The organism is Streptomyces daghestanicus (assembly GCF_020521275.1).
Taxonomy (GTDB): Bacteria; Actinomycetota; Actinomycetes; order Streptomycetales; family Streptomycetaceae; genus Streptomyces; species Streptomyces griseoviridis.
On sequence record NZ_BNDX01000008.1, the window covers coordinates 396,876 to 420,030 of the forward strand.

General features: G+C 73.3%; 17 protein-coding genes. 3 read left to right on the forward strand and 14 right to left on the reverse strand.

The genetic code is table 11. The features are described 5' to 3' along the window. Nucleotides 1-20: 20 nt before the first annotated feature. Together Sdagh_RS11245 and nrdR are read right to left on the reverse strand one after the other, a co-directional pair. Nucleotides 21-2,912: a vitamin B12-dependent ribonucleotide reductase gene (locus tag Sdagh_RS11245; protein WP_190011131.1), complete on the reverse strand. Its 2,892-nt coding sequence runs from the start codon at nt 2,910-2,912 to the stop codon at nt 21-23. 164 nt (nt 2,913-3,076) lie between these two features. Continuing rightward, a complete protein-coding gene (gene nrdR, locus Sdagh_RS11250) occupies nt 3,077-3,628 on the reverse strand; it encodes a transcriptional regulator NrdR (protein ID WP_189420902.1) in 552 nt (183 codons plus the stop codon). A 758-nt stretch (nt 3,629-4,386) separates the two neighbouring features. Here nrdR and lexA point away from each other — a divergent pair. Next, nucleotides 4,387-5,166 carry a transcriptional repressor LexA gene (lexA, locus tag Sdagh_RS11255; protein WP_189420901.1) on the forward strand — a complete coding sequence of 260 codons (780 nt, stop codon included), beginning with the start codon at nt 4,387-4,389 and terminating at the stop codon, nt 5,164-5,166. A 140-nt stretch (nt 5,167-5,306) separates the two neighbouring features. On the opposite strand, the gene Sdagh_RS11260 is transcribed toward lexA, so the two are convergent. The 10 genes from Sdagh_RS11260 to miaA all read right to left on the reverse strand — a co-directional run bounded on the left by Sdagh_RS11260 (nt 5,307) and on the right by miaA (nt 19,893). Then, nucleotides 5,307-7,289 (reverse strand): ATP-dependent DNA helicase, encoded by a 1,983-nt coding sequence (locus Sdagh_RS11260; protein ID WP_190011130.1) that lies wholly within the window; start codon nt 7,287-7,289, stop codon nt 5,307-5,309. A gap of 168 nt (nt 7,290-7,457) precedes the next feature. Next, entirely contained in the window at nt 7,458-8,174 is a 717-nt protein-coding gene (locus Sdagh_RS11265) for a GNAT family N-acetyltransferase (protein ID WP_190077978.1), read from the reverse strand. Continuing rightward, nucleotides 8,069-10,000, reverse strand: a complete 1,932-nt coding sequence (locus Sdagh_RS11270) for an IucA/IucC family protein (protein WP_372478437.1) — start codon at nt 9,998-10,000, stop codon at nt 8,069-8,071. Before Sdagh_RS11270 ends, Sdagh_RS11265 begins: the two co-directional genes overlap by 106 nt. A gap of 136 nt (nt 10,001-10,136) precedes the next feature. Continuing rightward, nucleotides 10,137-11,399: an aminotransferase class III-fold pyridoxal phosphate-dependent enzyme gene (locus Sdagh_RS11275; protein WP_190077955.1), complete on the reverse strand. Its 1,263-nt coding sequence runs from the start codon at nt 11,397-11,399 to the stop codon at nt 10,137-10,139. Nucleotides 11,400-11,696: 297 nt separating this feature from the next. After that, nucleotides 11,697-13,187, reverse strand: a complete 1,491-nt coding sequence (gene hflX / locus Sdagh_RS11280; protein WP_189420898.1) for a GTPase HflX — start codon at nt 13,185-13,187, stop codon at nt 11,697-11,699. 261 nt (nt 13,188-13,448) lie between these two features. Beyond that, on the reverse strand, nt 13,449-14,936 hold the full coding sequence (locus Sdagh_RS11285; RefSeq protein WP_190077954.1) for a M1 family metallopeptidase: 1,488 nt from the start codon (nt 14,934-14,936) through the stop codon (nt 13,449-13,451). A gap of 97 nt (nt 14,937-15,033) precedes the next feature. Further along, complete coding sequence (locus Sdagh_RS11290; protein ID WP_189420896.1) at nt 15,034-17,205, reverse strand: RelA/SpoT family protein; 2,172 nt, start codon at nt 17,203-17,205, stop codon at nt 15,034-15,036. A gap of 216 nt (nt 17,206-17,421) precedes the next feature. Beyond that, nucleotides 17,422-18,291 carry a diaminopimelate epimerase gene (dapF, locus tag Sdagh_RS11295; protein ID WP_189420894.1) on the reverse strand — a complete coding sequence of 290 codons (870 nt, stop codon included), beginning with the start codon at nt 18,289-18,291 and terminating at the stop codon, nt 17,422-17,424. Nucleotides 18,292-18,337: 46 nt separating this feature from the next. Continuing rightward, nucleotides 18,338-18,847 (reverse strand): hypothetical protein, encoded by a 510-nt coding sequence (locus Sdagh_RS11300; RefSeq protein WP_189421039.1) that lies wholly within the window; start codon nt 18,845-18,847, stop codon nt 18,338-18,340. 107 nt (nt 18,848-18,954) lie between these two features. Continuing rightward, nucleotides 18,955-19,893 (reverse strand): tRNA (adenosine(37)-N6)-dimethylallyltransferase MiaA, encoded by a 939-nt coding sequence (miaA, locus tag Sdagh_RS11305; protein ID WP_190077953.1) that lies wholly within the window; start codon nt 19,891-19,893, stop codon nt 18,955-18,957. A 181-nt stretch (nt 19,894-20,074) separates the two neighbouring features. Between miaA and Sdagh_RS11310 the strand changes: the two genes are divergently transcribed. Both Sdagh_RS11310 and Sdagh_RS11315 read left to right on the forward strand, forming a co-directional pair. Then, nucleotides 20,075-20,302: a hypothetical protein gene (locus tag Sdagh_RS11310; protein ID WP_190077952.1), complete on the forward strand. Its 228-nt coding sequence runs from the start codon at nt 20,075-20,077 to the stop codon at nt 20,300-20,302. Between the two features lie 54 nt (nt 20,303-20,356). Beyond that, the gene (locus Sdagh_RS11315; RefSeq protein ID WP_189420887.1) at nt 20,357-20,632 is read left to right on the forward strand and encodes an antitoxin; all 276 of its coding nucleotides are present in this window, start codon (nt 20,357-20,359) and stop codon (nt 20,630-20,632) included. 110 nt (nt 20,633-20,742) lie between these two features. Here Sdagh_RS11315 and Sdagh_RS11320 read toward each other — a convergent pair whose 3' ends face one another. Continuing rightward, nucleotides 20,743-21,477: a class III extradiol dioxygenase subunit B-like domain-containing protein gene (locus Sdagh_RS11320; RefSeq protein WP_189420885.1), complete on the reverse strand. Its 735-nt coding sequence runs from the start codon at nt 21,475-21,477 to the stop codon at nt 20,743-20,745. A 114-nt stretch (nt 21,478-21,591) separates the two neighbouring features. Beyond that, the gene (gene miaB, locus Sdagh_RS11325; RefSeq protein WP_189420880.1) at nt 21,592-23,109 is read right to left on the reverse strand and encodes a tRNA (N6-isopentenyl adenosine(37)-C2)-methylthiotransferase MiaB; all 1,518 of its coding nucleotides are present in this window, start codon (nt 23,107-23,109) and stop codon (nt 21,592-21,594) included. Nucleotides 23,110-23,155: the final 46 nt, after the last annotated feature.

Below are 23,155 nucleotides of genomic sequence, written 5' to 3' on the forward strand. Positions count from 1 at the left end.
TGCTCATGGGGTCCTACGCGTCAGCTGCAGCCGCTGGTCGAACCGCAGCCCTCGCAGATGTAGCAGGAGCCGGCCCGCTGCATCTTCGTGCCGCAGGAGAAACAGAGCGGGGCGTCGGCCTGGATGCCCAGCTGCATCTCCACCAGCTCGGCGCTGGTGTGCGCCTGCTTCGGGGCGGGCTTGGCCGCCTCGACCTCGGCCTTCGGCGTGGCGACCGCCTTCAGTTCCTGGGCGCGCGGCGCCGACTGGGCCAGGCCCTCCACGTCGACCTCGTCGTCGGACGGCTCGTACGAACCGGTCTCCAGGTGACGCTGGCGCTCCTCGGCGGAGTGGATGCCGAGCGCGGAGCGCGTCTCGAAGGGCAGGAAGTCCAGCGCCAGGCGGCGGAAGATGTAGTCGACGATCGACTGCGCCATCCGCACGTCCGGGTCGTCCGTCATGCCGGCCGGCTCGAAGCGCATATTGGTGAACTTCGAGACGTACGTCTCCAGCGGCACGCCGTACTGGAGGCCGACGGAGACCGCGATGGAGAAGGCGTCCATCATGCCCGCGAGGGTCGAGCCCTGCTTGGACATCTTGAGGAAGACCTCACCGAGACCGTCGTCCGGGTAGGAGTTGGCGGTCATGTAGCCCTCGGCGCCGCCGACGGTGAAGGACGTGGTGATGCCGGGACGTCCCTTCGGGAGGCGCTTGCGGACCGGACGGTACTCGACGACCTTCTCGACCTTGGCGGGCTCGACGGCCGCGGGGGCCTCGGCCTTCTCCTCCTTGACCTCCTTGGTCTTGGCGGAGAGCGGCTGGCCCACCTTGCAGTTGTCGCGGTAGATCGCGAGCGCCTTGACGCCGAGCTTCCAGGCCTCGTAGTAGATCTCCTCGACCTCCTCGACGGTCGCCGTCTCCGGCATGTTGACCGTCTTGGAGATGGCACCGGAGATCCACGGCTGGATCGCGGCCATCATGCGGACGTGGCCCATCGGGGAGATGGCCCGCTCGCCCATGGCGCAGTCGAACACCTCGTAGTGCTCGGGCTTGAGGGAGGGGGCGTCGATCACATTGCCGTGCTCGGCGATGTGGGCGACGATCGCCTCGATCTGCTCCTCCTGGTAGCCCAGGCGGCGCAGGGCCTGCGGCACCGTGCCGTTGACGATCTGCATCGAGCCGCCGCCGACCAGCTTCTTGAACTTGACCAGCGCGAGGTCGGGCTCGACACCGGTGGTGTCGCAGGACATCGCCAGGCCGATGGTGCCGGTCGGGGCGAGGACGGACGCCTGGGAGTTACGGAAACCGTTCTTCTCGCCGAGGTGCAGGACGTCCTGCCAGGCCTCCGTGGCCGCGGCCCACACCGGGGTGTCCAGGTCGTCCATGCGGACGGCCGTGCCGTTGGCGTCGGAGTGCTGCTTCATGACGCGCTTGTGGGCGTCGGCGTTGCGGGCGTAGCCGTCGTACGGGCCGACGACCGCGGCCAGCTCGGCGGAGCGGCGGTAGGCGGTGCCGGTCATCAGGGAGGTGATGGCACCGGCGAGCGCGCGGCCGCCGTCGGAGTCGTAGGCGTGGCCGGTGGCCATCAGCAGGGCGCCGAGGTTGGCGTAGCCGATGCCGAGCTGGCGGAAGGCGCGGGTGTTCTCACCGATCTTCTCGGTGGGGAAGTCCGCGAAGCAGATCGAGATGTCCATCGCGGTGATGACCAGCTCGACGACCTTCTGGAACCGCTCGGTCTCGAAGGACTGGTGGCCCTTGCCGTCGTCCTTGAGGAACTTCATCAGGTTCAGCGAGGCGAGGTTGCAGGACGTGTTGTCCAGGTGCATGTACTCGCTGCAGGGGTTCGAGCCGTTGATCCGGCCGGACTCCGGGCAGGTGTGCCAGTGGTTGATGGTGTCGTCGTACTGGATGCCCGGGTCGGCGCAGGCCCAGGCGGCCTCGGCCATCTTGCGGAAGAGGCTCTTGGCCTCGATCTCCTCGATGACCTCACCGGTCATCCGGGCCCGCAGACCGAACTTGCCGCCCTGCTCGACCGCCTTCATGAACTCGTCGTTCACCCGGACCGAGTTGTTGGCGTTCTGGTACTGGACGGACGTGATGTCGTCGCCGCCCAGGTCCATGTCGAAGCCCGCGTCGCGCAGGGCGCGGATCTTCTCCTCTTCCTTCACCTTGGTCTCGATGAAGTCCTCGACGTCGGGGTGGTCGACGTCCAGGATGACCATCTTGGCCGCACGGCGGGTGGCGCCACCGGACTTGATCGTGCCGGCGGAGGCGTCGGCGCCCCGCATGAAGGAGACCGGGCCGGAGGCGTTGCCGCCGGAGGAGAGCAGCTCCTTGGAGGAGCGGATGCGGGACAGGTTCAGGCCGGCGCCGGAACCGCCCTTGAAGATCATGCCCTCTTCCTTGTACCAGTCGAGGATCGACTCCATGGAGTCGTCGACGGACAGGATGAAGCAGGCGGAGACCTGCTGCGGCTGGGGCGTGCCCACGTTGAACCACACGGGGCTGTTGAAGCTGAAGATCTGGTGCAGGAGGGCGTAGGCCAGCTCGTGCTCGAAGATCTCGGCGTCGGCGGGCGAGGCGAAGTACTTGTAGTCCTCGCCGGCCTTCCGGTACGTCTTCACGATGCGGTCGATCAGCTGCCTGAGGCTGGTCTCGCGCTGCGGGGTGCCGACGGCGCCCCGGAAGTACTTGCTGGTGACGATGTTGACCGCGTTCACCGACCAGAAGTCGGGGAACTCGACGCCGCGCTGCTCGAAGTTGACCGAGCCGTCGCGCCAGTTGGTCATGACGACGTCACGACGCTCCCAGGCCACCTCGTCGTAGGGGTGCACCCCCGGGGTGGTGTGGATGCGCTCGACGCGGAGCCCCTTGCTCGCCTTCGTGCCCTTGGCGCGGGAACTCCGTGCCGGACCGCTCGCCGTCTCTGTCATGCCGCCTCCCTGATACGGGCGAAAACGCCCTGAAGTGCCCCGATGTTCCCGTGGCACGGTGTTCTGTCTGGTGCTGCGGACACCTCGCTCCGTCCGCAGCAGGTCTTCTTCTCCGCCGCCGTCCGGCCGGTCCCCGGTTCCTCGGTCCGGGCCCGGCCCGCCGGTCAGTCGGCGGCGCCCGCGGGCTCGGGGACCTGGGCGGTCCCTCCTGGCCCGGGGCCGTCCTCCTGGCTCCCCGCGCCGGCGTCGTCGCCGTCCCCGCCGGGCCGCCCGGTCTCTTCCCTGAGTTCCGCGATCGCGGCCTCGAAGTCGTCGAGCGAATCGAACGCCCGGTAGACCGAGGCGAACCGCAGATACGCGACGAGGTCCAGCTCCTGGAGCGGGCCGAGTATGGCCAGCCCCACGTCGTGGCTGGTCAGCTCGGCGCTCCCGGTGGCCCGCACCGCCTCCTCGACCCGCTGGCCGAGCTGGGCGAGCGCGTCCTCGGTGACGGGCCGCCCCTGACACGCCTTGCGCACGCCGTTGATGATCTTGGCGCGGCTGAACGGTTCGGTGACCCCGGACCGCTTGACCACCATCAGCGAGCAGGTCTCCACGGTCGTGAACCGGCGAGAGCAGTCAGGGCACTGGCGGCGCCTGCGGATCGACGTGCCGTCGTCCGTCGTACGGCTGTCGACGACACGGCTGTCGGGGTGCCTGCAGAAGGGGCAGTGCATGGGACTCCAACCCTCCTCACGGCAGACTCATTGGCCTCACAAGGGCCCTCAGGCCCCTCGAAGCAGCCCCCAGCATAGGCGATCGCCTCCAGCCTCAAGACCGGGGGGACCACAACTTGTGGGCCACTGGTGCAATCCAACCACTACATATGGGGATTGGCTCATACACCCACGCCGTCACGCGTGTCGCGGCCGTCGGAGCGGGCGCCGCCCGTCCGTTCACCTCGGCGAACCGGGCCCCCGCGGGCCGGGGCCGCCCCGGGAGCCGCCGGGAGGGGCGCGGGGAGCGCGCTCCCGGGCCGCCGCACGGCCCCTCGCGCGGGCCGCCGGCGCGAGCGGCACCGGCCCCCTTCCGCGTGTACGACTGCGAAGCCGGTCGGACGCCACACCTCGCGCGAGCCGCGACGCGCCTCCGGATGCGACGCCACGCGCGCGTGACGCGCGGCGGCGCCGGTGCGGCGCGTGCGGAGATACCGTGGTCGCCGCGGGGAGGCGAGGTGGGACTCCCGCACAGATGAGGACCGCGCCCCGCCGGACGGAAGACCGAATGGCAGACTGGGCACCGGTCCGCGAGCGACCACCCCGGCGGTGAAGGGTACAACAATGGGCCCTTATGTCCGTCGAACAGTGCGGGGCAATACACCTGGACACGTGATCACGTCAGGTAATTCGCGTTTTTTCACTCGAACGTGTGTTTGGCGCAACCTTTCGAAAGCAACTACCGTTGTCCAGCAGGGAGACCATCGAGAGGGGCCGACGTGACCACCACCGCAGACAGTGCCGCCATCACCGCCCAGGACCGCTCCCCGGGGCGAATCGAGCCGGTGCACGCGATGAACGAAGCCACGAATCCCGACGGAGCCAAGCGCTCCATGCCGGGCCGACCTCCAGGCATCCGGGCGGACAGCTCGGGACTCACCGACCGGCAACGCCGGGTGATCGAGGTCATCCGGGACTCGGTGCAGCGCCGGGGCTACCCGCCGTCGATGCGGGAGATCGGCCAGGCCGTCGGCCTCTCCAGCACGTCCTCCGTCGCCCATCAGCTGATGGCGCTGGAGCGCAAGGGCTTCCTGCGCCGCGACCCGCACCGCCCGCGCGCCTACGAGGTGCGCGGCTCCGACCAGGCCGCCTCCGTGCAGCCGACGGACACCGCGGGCAAGCCCGCCGCGTCGTACGTCCCGCTCGTCGGGCGCATCGCCGCCGGTGGCCCGATCCTCGCGGAGGAGTCCGTCGAGGACGTCTTTCCGCTGCCCCGGCAGCTCGTCGGCGACGGTGAGCTGTTCGTCCTCAAGGTGGTCGGCGACTCGATGATCGAGGCCGCCATCTGTGACGGCGACTGGGTCACGGTCCGCCGTCAGCCGGTCGCGGAGAACGGCGACATCGTGGCCGCCATGCTCGACGGCGAGGCCACCGTGAAGCGCTTCAAGCGCGAGGACGGCCACGTCTGGCTCCTCCCGCACAACGCGGCCTACGAGCCGATCCCCGGCGACGACGCGACCATCCTCGGCAAGGTGGTGGCCGTCCTGCGCCGCGTCTGACCGTCACGGCGAGCGGGCCTTACGGGGCCCCGCCGTCCTGACCGGGCCCCGGGACCCCTGCGCCGGTTCCGGGGCCCTGTGCTGTCCAGGGAACCGCCGGGTCCGGCATCAGCGGACCGCGGGACGGCGCGCTCCGCCGATCACCCGGCCTGAGTCTCCGCCTGCTTCGCCGCCGCGTCGATGGCGGCCAGCGACTTCCGCGCCTGGTTACGGTCCGTGGTGTACCAGAAGTCGGGCAGCGACGCCTTCAGATAGCTGCCGTACCGGGCCGTGGCCAGACGCGGGTCCAGTACGGCGACCACACCCCGGTCCCCGGAGGCCCGCACCAGCCGGCCCGCGCCCTGGGCCATGAGCAGGGCCGCGTGGGTGGCGGCCACCGCCATGAAGCCGTTGCCCCCCGCCTCCTCCACGGCCTTCTGCCGGGCGCTCATCAGAGGGTCGTCCGGGCGCGGGAACGGGATCTTGTCCATGACGACCAGCTGGCAGCTGGGGCCGGGGACGTCGACGCCCTGCCAGAGCGAGAGCGTGCCGAACAGACAGGTCCGCGGATCGGCCGCGAAGTTCTTGATCAGCTCACCGAGCGTCTCCTCGCCCTGGAGCAGGATCGGGAACTCGGGAATCCGCGTCCGCAGCTCCTCGGCGGCCAGCTGGGCCGCCCGCATCGACGAGAAGAGCCCGAGCGTCCGTCCGCCCGCCGCCTGGATCAGCTCGGTCAGTTCGTCCAGCATGTCGGCGCGGTCGCCGTCGCGCGCCGGGCGGGCCAGGTGCTTGGCGACGTACAGGATGCCCTGCCGGGGGTAGTCGAAGGGCGAGCCGACGTCGACGCCCTTCCACTGCGGGACGTCCTCGCCCTGGGTGCCCTCGGGGGCGAGGCCGAGGGAGGCACCGACCCCGTTGAAGTCACCGCCCAGCTTCAGGGTCGCCGAGGTCAGGACGACCGACCGGTCGGCGAAGAGCTTCTCCCGCAGCAGCCCGGCGACCGACATGGGGGCGACCCGCAGGGACGCGCCGAAACGGTCGTGCCGCTCGTACCAGACGACGTCCCACTCGGAGCCGTTGGCGATCCGCTCCGCCACGTCGTGCACGGACTCCACGGAGGCGAGGGCCTGCTTGCGGACGGCGTCCTCGTCCTGGACGGACTTGTCGCGGGTGGTGCCGATCGCGGAGATCACCGTACGGCAGGCGTCCCGCAGGGCCATCAGCGCGTAGCCGAGGTCCTCCGGGACCTCCTCCAGGCGGCCGGGCAGGGCCAGCTCCATGACCCGCTCGAAGCCCTCGGAGGCGGTCTGGAGCTGGTCGGCGGCCTTCTCGTTGACCAGCTTCGCCGCCCGGCGCACCGCGCGGTTGACCTGACCCGGGGTGAGTTCACCGGTGGCGACGCCGGTGACCCGGGAGACCAGTTCGTGCGCCTCGTCGACGATGAGCACCTCGTGCTGCGGCAGGACCGGGGCGCCCTCGATGGCGTCGATGGCCAGCAGCGCGTGATTGGTGACGACGACCTCGGAGAGCTTGGCGCGCTCCCGGGCCATCTCGGCGAAGCACTCGGCGCCGTACGCGCACTTCGAGGCGCCCAGGCACTCCCGGGACGAGACCGACACCTGCGCCCAGGCCCGGTCGGACACGCCCGGCGTCAGGTCGTCGCGGTCACCGGTCTCCGTCTCGTCGGCCCAGTCCCGCATGCGCAGCAGGTCCTGGCCGAGCCTGCTGGTCGGGGCGGCGGCCTCGAACTGGTCGAAGAGGCCCTCCTCCTCGTCCTGCGGGACGCCCTCGTGCAGCCGGTGCAGGCACAGGTAGTTCGACCGGCCCTTGAGCATCGCGAACTCCGGGCGGCGGCGCAGCAGCGGGTGGAGGGCGTCCACCGTGCGCGGCAGGTCCCGCTCGACGAGCTGGCGCTGAAGGGCCAGGGTCGCGGTCGCCACGATCACCCGCTCCCCGTGGGCGAGCGCGGGCACGAGGTAGCCGAGCGACTTGCCGGTGCCGGTGCCGGCCTGGACCAGCAGGTGCGAACCGTCGTCGATCGCCTCCGCGACCGCTTCGGCCATGGCCACCTGGCCGGGGCGCTCCGTGCCGCCGACGGCGGTGACGGCGGCGTGCAGGAGTTCAGGGAGTGAGGGCTTCGTCATAGCGCGACCACCCTACGGCCCGGCAGTGACAAACGGGTGAGGAAGGCCGCGGGGCGGGACGGACCGCGGAACGACCGGAGGGGGCGCAGGGGAGGAAAGGAGGGCGCACGGGGCGTGCCCGAGGCGGGGTCTCCTTCGCCGAGCTGCGCCGAAGGAGGACCGGCGGCCTCACTCCGGGCAGCGGTCCCGGATCATGAGGGCCGCGCGCTTGCCCGGCAGGACGATCTCGCCGGACGGCCGGAAACCGGCGTTCCGGAAAGCGGCGGCACAGGGCGCGTTGCGCACGTCCGGTTCGGCGAGGACCCGGGTGCACGCGGGCAGCCCCGCCAGCACGAGGCCGGTGACCACGCCGATCAGCAGGGTGCCGAGTCCCCGCCCCCGGTCGGCCGCGTCGCCGATCAGCAGGTGGAGGCCGGTGTCGTGCGGCCGTACCGGGCAGTGGCGGGCCAGTGGATCGAGGTCGGCGCGGTAGATCTCCCAGTAGCTCATCGGCCTGCCGTCCAGGACACCGAGGCACGGCACGCTGTGTCCCGCTCCGGTGAGCTGGGCCCGCACATGGGCGGCGGTCAGGTGCCAGGGTCCGGCCAGCTCCCAGAAGCTGGCGACCGCCGGATCGTTCATCCAGCGGCCGAGCAGCGGCAGGTCCCGCGCCAGGTCGACGGGGAGAAGCCGGAACACGCCGGCCGGGGTGTGGGCGGCCTCCCGCGTGACGGCCTCGACGCCGGCGGGGCGGGGGCTCGCCTCGGTGCGGGGCACGGGCTCGTTCCTCTCGACGTGGGTCAGCGGTGCAGCGGGTTGGGCAGGGTGACGTAGACGGACTGGGTGTCGACCGGGCCGACGAGCTCGTCCAGGCCGCGCAGGCGGGTCAGCAGGTTGGCCTTGCAGCGCAGGACGGGTGAGTCGAGGAGCAGGGCCGGCAGGGTGCCGGGCAGCCGGCGCGGTCCGGCGGCGGCCTCGCGCAGGAAGGCCCGGAAGATCCCGAGGAGCAGCGTCTCGTCGGCGAGCCGCTGGGAGCCGAGGGCGCCCACGAGCCCGAGGACGTTGTTGACGGCCAGGTAGTACGCGAACCGCTCGTCGGCGACCTCGTCGGCGACGAACGTGTCGCTGCGCTCCCCGATGCCGGGCAGCCGGGCGTCGAGTTCGGCGCGGCGGGACTCGCGGAAGTAGTAGCCCTGGTTGTCCCGGTAACGGCCGCCGGCGGGCCAGCCGTCGGCGTCCAGGAGGAGCAGCGTGTTCTGCTGGTGCGCCTCCAGGGCGATGCCCGCCTCGCCGTCCAGCCAGAGCAGGGGCCGTACGACCTGTTCGAGGTAGCGCGGGAACCACTCGGCGGCGACGGCGCCGGGGGTGCGGCCGGTCCGGGCGGCCAGACCGGTGACGACCCGGGCCAGCCGGGACCCGTACGGGTCTCCCGGACCCCCGGCTCCGGGGGCGACGAGTCCGGCGACGCAGGAGACGTCGTCGGACGGCCCGAAGGGGTTGTGCCGGACGACCACGTCGAGTCCGCGCACGGGAGCGCCGTCCGGGCCGTCCACGGCGAGCCAGGCCGGGTCGCGGACGATGTCGAAGCCAGGGTGGGCCGCGCGCCACCGGTCCGCCAGACCGCGCCGCAGCAGGCGGTGGACCTCGACGCCGCGGTGGAGTTCCTTGCGGAGGTTCTCGCGCCGGGAGTTGGTGATGCGCAGGCCCAGGGAGAGCTTCAGCATGGCGGGCGCGTCGGTGCGGTGGACGGTCCGCACGGAGGAGGTCGGATGCCAGGGCGGCCCCTGGGGGCCGAGGTCGCGCAGCAGCCCCGCGTCCAGCAGGGCCTCGACCTCGGGTCTGTGCCGTAGCTCCCGGGCCTGCCAGGGGTGCAGGGGCAGGGCGGCGTATCCGTCCGGGAGTTCCCCTACGGGTCCCAGCCGGGCGGTGAGCCGGGACGCCGGTACGGTCCGGCCGCGTTCGGTCCAGGCGGAGTCGGTGCTGAGCAGGGACGGCGCGACGGCCATCCAGTGCAGGGGGAAGGAGCCCCGCAGCTCTGGTGAGTACCGGCGCGTCTCGTGCTCGGAGAGTCCCTCGCGGCTCTTGGGGGTGGGGTGCGTGGGGTGGCCGTGCACGAGGGCCTGCTCCGCGGCGAGGAAGCGGTCGGGAGGGTCGGCGGGCCGGGCCCGGCGGTCGGCGATGAAGAGGGCGGTGCGGCGGACGGAGTCGGCGACCCGGGCCACGAGGTCGAGGGCGGTCGCCTGGGTGGCGCCGGTCGACTCCCTGGCGAGCAGCGCGGCGAGCGTCACCGCGTCCACCGGGCGGCCGGGGCCGGGCGCGCCGGCCAGGCGCGGGGCGCCGAAGCGGTGCCAGCCGGTCGGTGACCAGTAGCGCACCGGGACGAGCAGCGCGGTCCCGCTGGCGGGCAGAGGGACGCGGAGGAGGCCCTCCTCCGGTTCGGCCGACCCGCTCTCCCGGAGCCGGCAGCGCAGCAGGTTCTCGACGGCGGCGGCCTGGGCCGCGCTGTGCGGGTCCGGGTCGTCCAGGGGGTCCGGGCGAGCCGAGGGCCCGGCGTCCCGGGCGGGGGCCACCGGTGCTTGCGGCGGCCCGGTCGGGGGCCGCGCGGCCCGGGGCTCGGGTACGGCCTCGGCGATGCCGGGCGGCCTCGACGGCTCCGACGACACAGACGGCTGCGACGGCTGCGGGCAGACGGGGTTCTCGGACGGGTGGAGGGGGTTCACGAGGGGGTTCACGGCGGATCGATCCTCAGAACGAACGTTTTTTCATACGGGTGGACTGCGGTTTGTCATACGGATGTACGGCAACGGGGTACGGGTGTGCCCCGAGGCGGCACGGCGCGGCGGTGCCGTCTCGGGGCCGGGCAGGGCCTCAGCGGGGACGCGGCTCCGGGGAGGCGGGGCCCGAGCCGCCACGGGCCACCGACTCGACGGCGTCGGCCAGGCGGTCGAGTACCGCCGCCGCCTGTTCCTCCGTGGTGGTCAGCGGCGGCAGCAGCCGGACGACGTGCGCGGGCCGGCCTCCGGCGTCCACGATGAGGCCGCGGCGCAGGCACGCCCGCTGGACGGCGGCCGCGACTCCGGGCGCGTGGGCGCCGGCGCCCCCGGCGCCCACGAACTCGATGCCGAGCATCAGTCCGCGCCCGCGTACGGCACCGACGCACGGATGCGCGGCGGCCAGTTCCCGCAGCCGGCGGAGCATGCCGGAGCCCAGGGCGTCCGCGTGCGCGGCCAGCCGGTGGGCGCGGACGTGGGCGAGGGTCGCCGTACCGGCGGCCAGGGCCAGGTGGTTGCCGCTGAAGGCGCCGGGACGGGAGCCGCGACGGGCGGGGGCCAGGTCCTCGTGGTGGACGACGACCGACAGCGGCAGGCTGCCGCCGACCGCCTTGGACAACACCATCACCTCGGGCACGATCCCGGCGTGGTCCACCGCCCAGTAGGCGCCGGTGCGGCCTACGCCCGTGCCGGTCTCGTCGGCGATGAGCGGAACGGACCGCTCGGCGGTCAGCCGCCGGACACGGCGCGTCCGGTCGTCGGGGACGGGGACCACCCCCTCCTCCGAGACCGGTGCCAGCAGCACTCCGGCGGGCCGGGCGCGGGGGCCGGCGTCGGGGCCGGTATCGGTACCGAGGTCGGCCCCGACGCCGGTGAGCGCCGCGTCGGACATGCCCTCGGCGTACCGGACGATGCCCGTCCGTCCGGTGGCGGCGCGGACCAGTGTGACGGCCGTCGCCACCGCGTCCGCCTCCCCGGGGCCGCAGAACCGCACGCGGGCGTGCCGGGCCAGGGCGGGCGGCAGCGTGCCGAGCAGCTCGTCCACGAAGGCGTCCCGGACCGGCGACGCCAGGTCGGGGGCGTGCAGGGGGGCGCCCGAGTCGAGCACCGTGCGGATCGCCTCCAGCACGACCGGGTGGTTGTGCCCCAGGGGCAGCGTCCCGCCCCCGGACAGGCAGTCCAGGTAACGGCGGCCGTCCGCGCCCTCGACGGTGAGGCCGCGGGCCCGGACGGGGACGATCGGCAGGGCACGGGGGTAGGTACGGGTCCCCGCCTCACGCCCCGTCTGCCGCCGCGCGCCGCCATCGTGCGCCGGGCGCCTCGTCATCGCCGCGGGCGCCGTGCGCGCCGTCAGCGTCATGGGGGCGTCTTCGGCCCCCGGCCCCCCGCACCCGGATTCGGCCACGGTTCCCTGTCCTCCCGCTGTCCAGAGGCGAGTCGGCGCGGCCGCAGCAGGCCGCTCCTCACCGCTACAACCGCCGATCGCTCATGGAGTTACGGTCTGCAGCCGGCCGACCGCGTCGCGGACGCGACCGGGCCGCCCGGGCGGCGCGGCCGGGCGGTGCGGCGCCCATGGACACCGCCGGGAAACGCGGCGAGGGCCCGCCCGCTGCCGGTGAGCAGCGGGCGGGCCCTCGTCAGGTGCCTCGGGGGCGGATCAGGCCAGCGGGGCCGGGACGTACGGCGTGAGTTCCGCCGCGAGTTCCTCGTGCACCCGCACCTTGAGCAGGGTGCCCTCCGGGGTGTGCTCCTCGGAGATCACCTCGCCCTCGTCGTGGGCACGGGCGACCAGCTTGCCGCGCGTGTACGGCACCAGGGCCTCGATCTCCACCGACGGGCGGGGCAGCTCGCTGTCGATCAGCGCGAGCAGCTCGTCGATGCCCTTGCCGGTCCGGGCGGAGACCGCGATCGAGTGCTTCTCGACCCGCAGCAGCCGCTGGAGGACCAGCGGGTCCGCCAGGTCCGCCTTGTTGATCACGACGATCTCGGGTACGTCGGTGGCGCCGACGTCCCTGATCACCTCGCGCACGGCGGCGAGCTGCTCCTCCGGCACCGGGTGCGAGCCGTCCACCACGTGCAGGATCAGGTCGGCGTCGCCGACCTCCTCCATCGTGGAGCGGAACGCCTCGACCAGGTGGTGCGGCAGGTGCCGGACGAAGCCGACGGTGTCCGTCAGGGTGTACAGCCGCCCGCTCGGCGTCTCCGCGCGGCGCACGGTCGGGTCCAGGGTCGCGAACAGCGCGTTCTCGACCAGGACCCCCGCGCCGGTGAGGCGGTTGAGCAGGGAGGACTTGCCGGCGTTGGTGTAGCCGGCGATGGCGACGGACGGCACCTTGTGGCGCCGGCGCTCCTGGCGCTTGACCTCGCGGCCGGTCTTCATCTCCGCGATCTCCCGGCGCATCTTGGCCATCTTCTCGCGGATCCGGCGCCGGTCCGTCTCGATCTTGGTCTCACCGGGGCCGCGGGTCGCGAGGCCGCCGCGACCGCCACCCATCTGCCGGGACAGCGACTGGCCCCAGCCGCGGAGCCTTGGCAGCATGTACTGCATCTGCGCGAGCGCGACCTGTGCCTTGCCCTCGCGGGACTTGGCGTGCTGGGCGAAGATGTCCAGGATCAGGGCGGTGCGGTCGATGACCTTGACCTTGGCGACGTCCTCGAGCTGGATGAGCTGGCCGGGGCTCAGCTCACCGTCACAGATGACGGTGTCCGCGCCCGTCTCCAGCACGATCTCGCGCAGCTCCTGCGCCTTGCCGGAGCCGATGTACGTGGCCGGGTCGGGCTTGTCGCGGCGCTGGATGACGCCGTCGAGCACGAGCGCGCCCGCGGTCTCCGCGAGGGCGGCCAGCTCGGCGAGGGAGTTCTCCGCGTCGCGGGCGGTGCCCGTGGTCCAGACGCCGACGAGGACGACGCGCTCCAGCCGGAGCTGCCGGTACTCGACCTCGGTGACGTCCTCCAGTTCGGTGGAGAGCCCGACCACACGGCGCAGGGCGGCGCGGTCGGAGCGGTCGAACTGGTCGCCGTCCCACTCCGCGCCGTTTCCGTTGCTCCAGGCGACGTCCTCTTCCATCAGGGCATCGGCCCGAAGACCCTCGGGGTAGGTGTGCGCGAGGCGCTTGGTGTCCTGGGAAGGGGAAGAAGAGGAGGTCATTGGATCCTTACGTCTCTGGAATCGGTTGCTTCGGCGCTCTGCGCGTCACTTCGCACAACGCGCGGGGTCACGGGGAGATTCCCCCGCGAAGCGCGCGGCAATCCCGCGGGCGTGCGATCCGCGCGTCGCTCTGCCGTGCCGTACCGCCGTGCCGCCGTGTCGTGGTGTGTCGTCACGGGGTGCGGCCCTGCCGCGCCGTCGCGAACGATGTTCCCACGGTACGGCCCGTCTCGTCACCGGCTTATTTCCCGGGAGCCGCGCCTACTTCGCGGCGGCCGGCGGCGCGGTGGCCTCCGTCGCCTTCCAGTCGGGGTGGCCGGGCATCGGCGGGGTCTTCTCTCCGTGGAGCCAGGCGTCGAAGAAGGCGTCCAGGTCGCGGCCGGACACCTCGGAGGCGAGCCGGACGAAGTCGGCCGTCGTCGCGGAGGAGTCGCGGTGGCGGGTCACCCAGGTCCGTTCGAGCCGGTCGAAGGCCGGCACGCCGATGGTCTGGCGCAGGGCGTACAGGACGAGGGCGGAGCCGTCGTAGACGTTGGGCCGGAAGATGCCCGTCTTGCGGCCGGGTTCGGGCGGCTCGGGCGCGGCCGGCGGGCCGCCCGCGGCACGCCAGCGGTCGGAGGCGCCGTAGGCGGCCTTCATCCGCGCGGTGAGCGTCCGGCCGGCCCTCTCCTCGGCGTACAGGGCCTCGTACCAGGTGGCGTGCCCCTCGTTGAGCCACAGGTCGGACCAGGTGCGCGGGCTGACACTGTCGCCGAACCACTGGTGGGCCAGTTCGTGCACCATGATCGACTCGACGTACCAGACGGGGTGGGCGGGCTCGGTGAAGAGCCTCCGCTCGAAGAGGGAGAGGGTCTGCGTCTCCAGTTCGAAGCCGGTCGACGCGTCGGCCATGAGCAGGCCGTACGTCTCGAACGGGTAGCGTCCGACCTTGCTCTCCATCCAGGCGATCTGCCCGGACGTCTTCTCCAGCCAGGGCTCCAGCGCGGCGCGGTACCGGGTGGGGACGACGTCCCGTAGGGGAAGCCCGTGCGGGCCGGTGCGGTGCAGCACCGTGGTGCGGCCGACGGAGACCTGGGCCAGTTCCGTGGCCATGGGGTGCCGGGTGCGGTACGTCCAGGTGGTGGCCCCGTCGCCGGCCGGGTACCGGCCCTCCGGCAGCCCGCTCGCGACGGCCGTGTGCCCGTCCGGCGCGGTGACCCTGATGGTGAAGTACGCCTTGTCGGAGGGGTGGTCGTTGCAAGGGAAGACCAGGTGGGCGGCGTCGGCCTGGTTGGCCATGGCGAGGCCGTCCGCCGTGCGCACCCAGCCGCCCTGGCGGTTCTCGGGGTGGACGGGGTCACTGGTGTGCCGCACGGTGATCCGGGTCCGGTCGCCCTCATCCAGCGCGTCCTCGGGCGTGATCACCAGGTCCTCGCCCGCGCTCGCGAACCCGGCGGGTTCGCCGTCGACCTCCACCGAGTCCACGGTGCCGTGCGCGAAGTCGAGGTTGATCCGGTCCAGGTCCGCCGTCGCACGGGCGCTGATGGTGGTGACGGCCCCCAGCGGCTCGGTGGCGTCCCCCGAATAGGTGAACGACAGGTCGTAGGCCATGACGTCGTAGCCGGGGTTGCCCAGGTGGGGGAAGAGGCGGTCGCCGACGCCGAGCGGGACCGGCGGGGCGCTCGCGGCGACCAGGCAGACGGAGACGGCCGGGGCGAGCACCACCGCCGCGCGGAGCCGGGTCAGCGGGCTGGGGGTTGTGTACGGCATCCCCCACCGCTACCAGCGCACCCGTACGGGTCGGCGACGACGCGCGCCCGGCGCACCCGAACGGCTCCCACACCCCTCAAGGGCCGGCCCCCACGGGTCAGCCGCCCGCCGCCTGCGGCTGTGCCCGGCTCACGTCGTACACGCCCGCCACATTGCGCATCGCGCGCATGAGAGCGGGCAGGTGGGTCGCGTCCGGGAGGCGCACCGTGTAGGTGTGGCGGACCCGCTGACGGTCCGGGGGTTCGACGGTGGCGGAGACGATCTCGGCGCCCTCCAGGGCCATCGCCTCGGTGAGGTCGGCCAGCAGGTGCGGACGGACGAACGATTCGGCGAGCAGGGTCACCCGGCCGCCGGTGGTGTCACCCCAGCGCACGCCGATCTCCGCGCGCCCCCCGCTCTTCATCCGGGCGACCACGGCGCAGCCGGCGCGGTGCACGGTGACCACTCCCCCGCGCACGGCGAACCCGGTGATCTCGTCGGGCGGTACGGGGGTGCAGCACCCGGCCAGCCGTACGGTGGCGTCCGGCAGGTCCGCGAGGACGGCGGGGGCGTCCGCGCCGCCGCCCGGGGTGTCCTCGGTACGCCGTACGACCAGGCCCTCGTCGGTGCCCGGCCGGGCGGACCCGTCGTCCTCGGCGGTGTCCCCGCGCCCCGGGTGGGCGGTGAGCCAGCGCTGGATGGCGATCCGGGCGGCGGGCGTGTGGGCGTGCTCCAGCCACTCCCGGGAGGGCTCGGAGGCCGGGTCCTGCCCCATGAGGAGCTGCACGGTGTCGCCGTCGCGCAGCACGGTGCTCAGCGTGGCCAGCCGGCCGTTGACGCGGGCGCCGATACAGGCGTGGGCGTCCTCGCCGTACTGCGCGTACGCGGCGTCCACGCAGGTCGCGCCGTCGGGCAGGCCCAGGGTGCCGCCGTCGGGGCGGAAGACGGTGATCTCGCGGTCCTGGGCGAGGTCCTCGCGCAGGGTGGACCAGAAGGTGTCGGGGTCGGGGGCGGCCCGCTGCCAGTCGAGGAGGCGGGAGAGCCAGCCGGGGCGGGTGGGGTCGACGCGCTCGCCGTCGCCGCCGGCCTGGTCCTCGGGCGGGGCGGTGTAGGGGTTGCCGAGCGCGACGACCCCGGCCTCGGCGACCTTGTGCATCTGGTGGGTGCGGATGAGGACTTCGACGACCTGGCCGCCGTTCTCACGGGCGACGGCGGTGTGCAGCGACTGGTACAGGTTGAACTTGGGTACGGCGATGAAGTCCTTGAACTCCGAGACCACGGGTGTCATGCAGGTGTGCAGTTCGCCCAGGACGGCGTAGCAGTCGGCGTCCTCGTTGACCAGGACCAGCAGCCGGCCGAAGTCGGTGGCGTCGAGCCGGCCGCGTTTGCGGCCCACGCGGTGCACGGAGACGTGGTGGCGGGGCCGGATGAGCACCTCGGCGGGGATGTCGGCCTCGCGGAGCACGGCGCGCACCTCGTCGGCGGTGGCGGCCAGCGGGTCGTCCGCGCGGGCGGCGTTCTCGGCGATGAGTTCCTTGGTGCGCCGGTGGTCCTCGGGGTGCAGGACGGCGAAGACGAGGTCCTCCAGCTCGGTCTTGAGCGCCTGCACGCCGAGCCGTTCGGCGAGCGGGATGAGGACGTCGCGGGTGACCTTGGCGATGCGTTCCTGCTTCTCCTGGCGCATGACGCCGAGGGTGCGCATGTTGTGCAGCCGGTCGGCGAGTTTGATCGACATCACGCGGACGTCGTTGCCGGTGGCGACGAGCATCTTGCGGAAGGTCTCGGGCTCGGCGGCGGCGCCGTAGTCGACCTTCTCCAGTTTGGTGACGCCGTCGACGAGGTAGCGGACCTCCTCGCCGAACTCCGCGCCGACCTGGTCGAGCGTGACGTCGGTGTCCTCGACGGTGTCGTGGAGGAGGGAGGCGGTCAGGGTCGTGGTCTCCGCGCCGAGTTCGGCGAGGATGAGGGTGACGGCGAGCGGGTGGGTGATGTACGGCTCGCCGCTCTTGCGCATCTGGCCGCGATGGGAGGACTCGGCGAGCAGGTAGGCGCGGCGCAGCGGGTCGACGGGCGCGTCGGGGTGGTGGGCGCGGTGGGCCTCGACCACATGGCCGATGGCGTCGGGCAGCCGGCCGCGGGTGCCCGACCCGAGCAGCGCCGCGCGGCCCAGGCGGCGCAGGTCGAGGCGGGGGCGGGACTTGCGCCGGGGCGCGGGCGGGGTGACGGCGCCGAGGGCGGTCACGGGCGGCACGGGAGCTGGGCTCGCTGGTTTCGCGGCCTCCGCGTTCATGGGCACCTCCGGCTGCGTCGACCGGCGGGCGGGCCGCCCCGGAGCGGGCAGGGCGCGGGGGGCGGCAGGGGTCCCCCGCCCGAGCCGGTGCTTGATGCTATCGAGCCCATCACGTACGGCCGACCGCCTCTCGTCCAGCGTGAAACGGATCACCCATTCGAGCGATAGGTGACGGGTTTACGTTTCCGAGCGGGCCGCCGAGGTTCGCGCTGGTGCTCACACGGCGGCCCCTGCCCACCACTCCGGGTCGATCTCCCCTTCGGCGACGATCACCGCCGGGCCGGTCATCTCGATCTCGCCGTCCGGCCGCTCGGTGATGACCAGGGTGCCGCCGGGCACGTCGACCGTGTACGTCACCGGGGTGCCCGTGACGGCCGGGTCGGTGCCGTCCCGGCGGGCGGCGGCGACGGCGACGGCGCACGCGCCGGTGCCGCAGGACCGGGTCTCCCCGGAGCCGCGCTCGTGCACCCGCATCGCGACGTGCCGGGGGCCGCGGTCGGCGACGAACTCGACGTTGACCCCGTCGGGGTAGGCCGTGGCCGGGGTGACCGGCGGGGCGGCGCGCAGTTCCCCGGCGTGGGCGAGGTCGGCGACGAAGGCGACGGCGTGCGGATTGCCCATGTTCACGTTCCGGGCGGGCCAGGCGCGCTCGCCGACGCGCACGGTGACCTCGCCCTCGGGGAGCACGGCCCGGCCCATGCCGACGGTGATGTCACCGTCCTTCGCGAGGTGCACGGTCTTCACGCCCCCGCGTGTGGCGACGGCGAGGTCTCCCTCGGTCGCATACCCGGCGTGCTGGAGGTAGCGCGCGAAGACGCGTACGCCGTTGCCGCACATCTCGGCGACCGACCCGTCGCCGTTGCGGTAGTCCATGAACCACTCGGCCTCGGCGGCCAGGTGCCGGGCTTCGGGGTGGGCGGCGGACCGCACCACGTGCAGCAGTCCGTCGCCGCCGAGGCCGGCGCGGCGGTCGCACAGGGCGGCGACGGCAGCCGGGGGCAGCGCGACGGCGTTCTCCGGGTCGGGCACGATCACGAAGTCGTTCTCGGTGCCGTGGCCCTTGAGGAAAGCGATCCGCGTGCTCATTCCTCGATCGTACGGGGTCGGGCGGGCAAGACCGCGGGACAGGGCGTCAGCCGCGCAGCCGGGCCACGCGCCACACGGCGAGGACGACCACCGCGGCGACCACGACGACGTAGGCGAGGACCACCCGCCAGTCGGGGCGGCGGCCCGAGCCGCGCTGCGGCAGGCCGGGCCAGGTGTGGCCCACGCGGCGGGCGGCCATCATGCCCCAGCCCGCGGCGCACGAACAGATCAGCAGGCCCAGCATCGCGATCATCGCGCCGCTGTCGCCGAAGTCGAAGGCGAGCGGGAAGGCGAACATCAGCGAGCCGACCGCGGCCAGGCAGACGATGGGCGCGAGCTGCCAGACGCGCAGCCGCCGCTGCGGCCGCAGTTCGACCTCGACCTCCTCGCCGACCGGGTACATCTCGTCGGGCTCCGGGCCGTCGGCGGCGACCCCGCCCCGGGTCTCGTCGGGGCCGTCCGGGCTCAGCAGGGGACCGTCGTCCGGCTCCGGTTCCGGGCCGCCGACGGCCACGTGCTCGGTGCTCGGTGCGGTGTCACGAGGGCCGGCCTCCATCGCCACGCGCCCTCCCCACTAGGACTCCACTTGGTCGATCGAGCTTGATGATGGCACGCCGCCGTGGACCGGGATGACGGCCGGGGCGTCCCGATGCCATGACGTGATCAGGCTGTAACCGGTCGTTCGACCAACGACAGCGCGAGCCGCGGAAGTTCCCCGAGGTCCGCCGCGGCCCCACTCAACCAGTGCACCCGGGGATCGCGCCTGAACCACGAATCCTGACGGCGCGCGAAGCGTTTGGTGGCCCGTACGGTCTCCTCCCGGGCCTCCTCCAGGGTGCACCCGCCGGCGAACGCCGTGAGCACCTGCTGGTAGCCGAGGGCGCGCGACGCCGTACGCCCCTGGCGCAACCCCTGCGCCTCCAGTGCGCGCACTTCCTCCACGAGACCGGCGTCCCACATCCGGTCGACCCGGCGCGCGATACGGGCGTCCAGTTCCGGGCGGGCCACGTCGACGCCGATCTGCACGGTGTCGTAGACGGAGTCGTGGCCGGGGAGGTTCGCGGTGAAGGGGCGGCCGGTGATCTCGATCACCTCCAGGGCGCGGACGACCCGGCGGCCGTTGCTGGGCAGGATGGCACGGGCGGCCTCGGGATCGGCGGCGGCGAGCCTGGCGTGCAGCGCCCCGGAGCCGCGCAGGATCAGCTCCTCCTCCAGCCGGGCCCGGACCTCGGGGTCGGTGCCGGGGAACTCCATCTTGTCGACGGCGCCCCGGACGTAGAGGCCGGAGCCGCCGACGAGGATCGGCCAGCGCCCGGCGGCCAGCAGGGCGTCGATCCGCTCCCGCGCGAGGCGCTGGTACTCGGCGACGGATGCGGTGACGGTCACGTCCCAGATGTCCAGGAGGTGGTGCGGGACTCCCGCGCGCTCCTCGGGCGTCAGCTTGGCGGTGCCGATGTCCATCCCTCGGTAGAGCTGCATGGAGTCGGCGTTGACGACTTCGCCGCCGAGCCGCTCGGCCAGGAAGACGCCCAGATCGGACTTTCCGGCCGCGGTCGGTCCGACGACGGCGATGACGCGGGGGGCGGGGGGTGCACTGCTCACCGCCCCAGTCTCGCAAACCCGTGGCCGTGGCCTCGAACGAGTTACGTGACGTGGGCTCCCGGGGTTCGTTGCCCGTTGCGAGGTTCCCGCCCCGGCGCACGGAGGCGGTGGCCCGGCTCGCGCGAACGGACGCGCCGGGCGACGCGGGAATCCGCCCGCACGAGTAGCGTATGGAGTTGATATGGGCGTTCTTGCACGACTTCTTCGGAGGTCGAAGGCCACGGAGGAGGCGTCGGACGCCGGCGCGCGGTCCGGCACGGCTGCCGGGGCGACCGCCGCCGGGGAAGCGGTGGGCACCGGGCGGGAACCGGCGGAGCAGGAGGCCGCCGGGGCCGGCGCCGTGGAGATCCCCCAGCAGTCCGCCGGGGAGGCCGCCGGCCACGAGGCCGGCGAGGGCGCCCGCACCTAGCACGGCACCTGGCGGCCAGCGCCTGACCGCACCACTCGCGTAGGAAGGTGGACCATGGGTCTCCTGGACAACTTGAAGGCCAAGCTGGGCCCGGCGAAGGGCAAGGTCTCCGACCTCGCGCAGCAGCACGGGGACAAGATCCAGCACGGGCTCGACAAGGCGGCGCAGACCGTCGACGAGAAGACCAAGGGCAAGTACAGCGACCGCATCCGGTCCGGTACCGGCAAGGCGAAGGACGCCGTGGACCGCCTCGCCCACCAGGACGACCCGGGGCCCGGTTCCGGCGGCGGGGGCACTCCCCCGGCGGGTCCGACGCCACCGGCCGGCTGAACGGACGCGGGACCGACCGGGCACACGACGGCGGACGGCCGGGAGCGGCACTCGCTCCCGGCCGTCCGCCGTCGTGTGCGGCGCCCCGCGGTGCGCGAGCGCCCCGGGGGCTACGACCAGGCGGCCACCAGGTAGCCGACCCCGTACGGCGCGTCCTCGTACAGCAGCGTCCCGGCGAGGTCCGCGCCCTCGGCCGCGCCCGCGAGGACCTGCCAGGGCGCCCGCCCCGACACCTTCAGCTCGCGCGCCAGCTCCGCGTCGAGGGCCTGGAGGGCGGCCGGGTCGGCGGCGTCCAGCGCTCGGGCGACCGCCGCGTCGAAGGGCGCCGCCCGCTCGTCGAGGTACCCGGGTGCCTTGACCGTGCGGCACGCGCTGGCGTCGCCCAGGACGAGCAGCGCCAGCCGGCCCGGCCGCCCGGCCAGGTCCCGCCCCAGGGCCACGCAGCGCTCGGCGGTGAGGGACGGCCCGACGCCGAGCCCTTCGACCGGGGCGCCGGCCCGGCCGGTGCGGGCCAGCAGCCAGGCGCCCACGGCGAGCCCGTACGGCAGTTCCCCCAGGGGCTCCGCGACGGCCCCGCCGCCGGTCCCGTCCTCACCCGCGCCGAGCCGTACGTCGACGTCGACGCCGAAGCCGCGGAACGAGCCCCGGGTGCCGGCCGGGTACACCTCGGGTCCGCCGCCCTCCGCCGGGCCGACGACGACCAGGCGGTCGGGGCGGGCGGCGGCGAGGACGCCCAGCGCGTCCGCGCACGCGGCTCGGGCCGGTTCCAGCTCGGGCGCGGCGCCCGCGGCGACCTCCGGGACCAGCAGGGGCGGGCAAGGGCAGACGGCGGCGGCGACAAGCATGATCGGCAGCGTATCCCCGTCGGGGAGCGGGTGCTGCGTCCGGCGCCCTTCCCCAGCAGCGGCCTTCCGCGGCCGTATCCCCGGCGGGACCCGGCGCCCGGACTCGGCGTGCTGTCAGTCGCAGCCGCAGCCGCTCGCCGCGACCGGCAGCGGCTCGGGGACGCCGACCTTCGGCAGCCCCAGCAGCACGCCCGCGGGCTTGGCCTGCTCGGTCGCGGTGCGCTTGGCCCAGGCGTCGCCCGCGCGGGTGCGCCGCACGTCGAGGACGGCGCCCTCGGCGAGGAGGTGGTGCGGGGCGGCGTAGGTGATCTCGACGGTGACCACGTCGCCGGGGCGGACCTCCTGGTCGGGCTTGGTGAAGTGGACCAGGCGGTTGTCGGGGGCGCGGCCGGAGAGGCGGTGGGTGGAGCCGTCCTTGCGGCCCTCGCCCTCGGCGACCATCAGCTCCAGGGTGCGGCCGACCTGCTTCTTGTTCTCCTCCCAGGAGATCTCCTCCTGGAGGGCGACCAGCCGCTCGTAGCGTTCCTGGACGACCGCCTTGGGGATCTGGCCGTCCATCTCGGCGGCCGGGGTGCCGGGGCGCTTGGAGTACTGGAAGGTGAACGCCTGGGCGAACCGGGCCTCGCGGACGACGTGCAGGGTCTGCTCGAAGTCCTCCTCGGTCTCACCGGGGAAGCCCACGATGATGTCGGTGGTGATCGCGGCGTGCGGGATGGCGGCACGGACCTTCTCGATGATGCCGAGGTAGCGCTCCTGGCGGTAGGAGCGGCGCATCGCCTTGAGGACCGGGTCGGAGCCGGACTGGAGCGGCATGTGCAGCTGCGGCATCACGTTCGGCGTCTCGGCCATGGCGGCGATCACGTCGTCGGTGAAGTCGCGCGGGTGCGGGGAGGTGAAGCGGACCCGCTCCAGGCCGTCGATCGTGCCGCAGGCCCGCAGCAGCTTGCTGAACGCCTCGCGGTCGCCGATGTCGGAACCGTACGCGTTGACGTTCTGCCCGAGGAGGGTGATCTCGGAGACGCCCTCGGCGACCAGGGCCTCGACCTCGGCGAGGATGTCGCCGGGGCGGCGGTCCTTCTCCTTGCCGCGCAGGGCGGGGACGATGCAGAAGGTGCACGTGTTGTTGCAGCCCACCGAGATGGAGACCCAGGCGGCGTAGGCGCTCTCGCGGCGGGTCGGCAGCGTGGACGGGAACGCCTCCAGGGACTCGGCGATCTCGACCTGCGCCTCCTCCTGCACGCGGGCGCGCTCCAGGAGCACCGGCAGCTTGCCGATGTTGTGCGTGCCGAAGACGACGTCGACCCAGGGGGCGCGCTTCACGATGGTGTCGCGGTCCTTCTGGGCCAGGCAGCCGCCGACCGCGATCTGCATGCCGGGGCGGCTCGCCTTGCGCGGGGCGAGGTGGCCCAGGTTGCCGTACAGCTTGTTGTCCGCGTTCTCGCGCACCGCGCAGGTGTTGAAGACGACGACGTCGGCGTCGCCGTCGGCGCCCTCGGGGGCGCGGACGTAACCCGCGTCCTCCAGCAGACCGGACAATCGCTCGGAGTCGTGGACGTTCATCTGGCACCCGTAGGTGCGTACCTCGTACGTGCGGGGGGCGCCCACGGTCTGGCTCCGGTCGATGCTGGTCATGGCAATAAGGGTAGGCGGTCCGCGGCAGTGACCCCGGCGGCCGGTG

Excerpts from the sequence above, each read along its gene's own strand:
- Sdagh_RS11320 (WP_189420885.1), bottom strand. The coding sequence starts at position 21,477 with ATGCTTGTCGCCGCCGCCGTCTGCCCTTGCCCGCCCCTGCTGGTCCCG.
- Sdagh_RS11300 (WP_189421039.1), bottom strand. The coding sequence starts at position 18,847 with ATGGAGGCCGGCCCTCGTGACACCGCACCGAGCACCGAGCACGTGGCC.
- nrdR (WP_189420902.1), bottom strand. The coding sequence starts at position 3,628 with ATGCACTGCCCCTTCTGCAGGCACCCCGACAGCCGTGTCGTCGACAGC.
- Sdagh_RS11315 (WP_189420887.1), top strand. The coding sequence starts at position 20,357 with ATGGGTCTCCTGGACAACTTGAAGGCCAAGCTGGGCCCGGCGAAGGGC.
- dapF (WP_189420894.1), bottom strand. The coding sequence starts at position 18,291 with ATGAGCACGCGGATCGCTTTCCTCAAGGGCCACGGCACCGAGAACGAC.
- Sdagh_RS11260 (WP_190011130.1), bottom strand. The coding sequence starts at position 7,289 with ATGACGAAGCCCTCACTCCCTGAACTCCTGCACGCCGCCGTCACCGCC.
- Sdagh_RS11285 (WP_190077954.1), bottom strand. The coding sequence starts at position 14,936 with ATGCCGTACACAACCCCCAGCCCGCTGACCCGGCTCCGCGCGGCGGTG.
- miaB (WP_189420880.1), bottom strand. The coding sequence starts at position 23,109 with ATGACCAGCATCGACCGGAGCCAGACCGTGGGCGCCCCCCGCACGTAC.
- Sdagh_RS11310 (WP_190077952.1), top strand. The coding sequence starts at position 20,075 with ATGGGCGTTCTTGCACGACTTCTTCGGAGGTCGAAGGCCACGGAGGAG.
- Sdagh_RS11245 (WP_190011131.1), bottom strand. The coding sequence starts at position 2,912 with ATGACAGAGACGGCGAGCGGTCCGGCACGGAGTTCCCGCGCCAAGGGC.
- Sdagh_RS11275 (WP_190077955.1), bottom strand. The coding sequence starts at position 11,399 with ATGACGCTGACGGCGCGCACGGCGCCCGCGGCGATGACGAGGCGCCCG.
- Sdagh_RS11290 (WP_189420896.1), bottom strand. The coding sequence starts at position 17,205 with ATGAACGCGGAGGCCGCGAAACCAGCGAGCCCAGCTCCCGTGCCGCCC.
- hflX (WP_189420898.1), bottom strand. The coding sequence starts at position 13,187 with ATGACCTCCTCTTCTTCCCCTTCCCAGGACACCAAGCGCCTCGCGCAC.